General features: G+C 66.2%; 1 protein-coding gene and 1 pseudogene. Both read left to right on the top strand.

All coding sequences use genetic code 11. The features are described from left to right. Positions 1–113 precede the first annotated feature (113 nt). Entirely contained in the window at positions 114–1,157 is a 1,044-nt protein-coding gene (locus FJ980_RS32370) for a hemin ABC transporter substrate-binding protein (RefSeq protein WP_246676678.1), read from the top strand. Beyond that, positions 1,067–1,274: pseudogene (locus FJ980_RS35675) on the top strand (iron ABC transporter); the annotation flags it as partial. The gene FJ980_RS32370 and the pseudogene FJ980_RS35675, both read left to right, overlap by 91 nt.

The following is a 1,274-nucleotide window of genomic DNA, read 5'->3' as shown; positions in this document are numbered from 1 at the left end:
CATCCAGTTCTTCGGCAAGCGCCCTGAAGGAGAGGGTGAGCGCGACGACTGGCGCTTCCTGGCCGAGAACCTGCCGCGCATTCCAAGCCCGACCGCAGCCTGAGGAAACGATGATGGGTCTTCTCACCGGATTGACGGTTGTGCGCGGATCGATGCTTGGCCCGATGCTCGGTCTTTCCCTTGCCTTCGGCGCACCGCAGCCGGCCAACGCCGGCGACGGTGTCTCCGTCTTCGCCGATCCCACCAGGATCGCGTCCATCGGCGGCTCGATCACCGAGATCGTCTATGCGCTCGGCGAGGAAAAGCATCTTGTGGCGCGCGATTCCACCAGCCGCTATCCGAAAGCAGCTCTCGACCTGCCAGATGTCGGCTACATGCGCCAGCTGTCGCCGGAGGGTGTGCTGTCGGTCAACCCTTCGGGCATGCTGGCGCTGCACGGCAGCGGCCCCAAGGAGGCGCTCGACGTGCTGAAGAAGACGAGCATCCCCTTCATCGAAGTGCCTGACCGGTACGACCGTGAAGGCATCCTCGAAAAGGTCCGCGTGGTCGGCAAGGCGCTCGGCGCCGACGCCAAGGCCGAAGCGCTGGCCAGGGAGATCGATGCCAAGCTGCAGACGGCGGAAAAGCAGACGGCCTCGATCAAGAAGCGCAAGCGCGTGCTGTTCGTGCTGTCGATGCAGGGCGGCAAGATCATGGCGGCCGGCAGCGATACCGCGGCCAACGGCATCATCAAGCTGGCCGGCGGCGTCAACGCGATCGAAGGCTTCTCCGGCTACAAGCAACTGTCAGACGAGGCTGTTGTCACCGCCAGGCCGGACGCGATCCTGATGATGAGCAATGCCGGGCCGCCGGTATCGGACGATGAACTGTTCGGCAACGCGTCGATCGCCTCGACGCCGGCCGGAACCGCGCGCAAGCTGATCCGCATCGACGGCGGCTATCTGCTCGGCTTCGGACCACGCACGGCCGACGCCGTCCACGACCTCGCCGCCGCGCTCTATGGCACGCAGATTACGGACTGCGCGGCATGGTCGACCAGTCGATCGCCGGGCCGGCGGAGAGGAAGATGGCCAGCGACGGTGACCGTTCCGGGCGCGCCCGTCTGGTCATCGCGCTCGCCTGCGTCGTGCTTGCGGCAGCGGTATTGCTGTCGCTGACCTCCGGCGCCTCGGATGCCTCCGCCGTCAAGGTCGTCGGCGACTGGCTGTTCGGCGCAGCGCCTGGCGACGTGGCGATGAGCGCGCGAGATCGCCTCATCGTCTATGACATAAGGC

Origin of the sequence: Mesorhizobium sp. B1-1-5 (genome assembly GCF_006443065.1) — a bacterium.
Classification (GTDB): Bacteria; Pseudomonadota; Alphaproteobacteria; order Rhizobiales; family Rhizobiaceae; genus Mesorhizobium.
The sequence above is the reverse complement of the archived record's forward strand: the minus strand, read 5'-3'. Positions and strand labels throughout refer to the sequence as shown.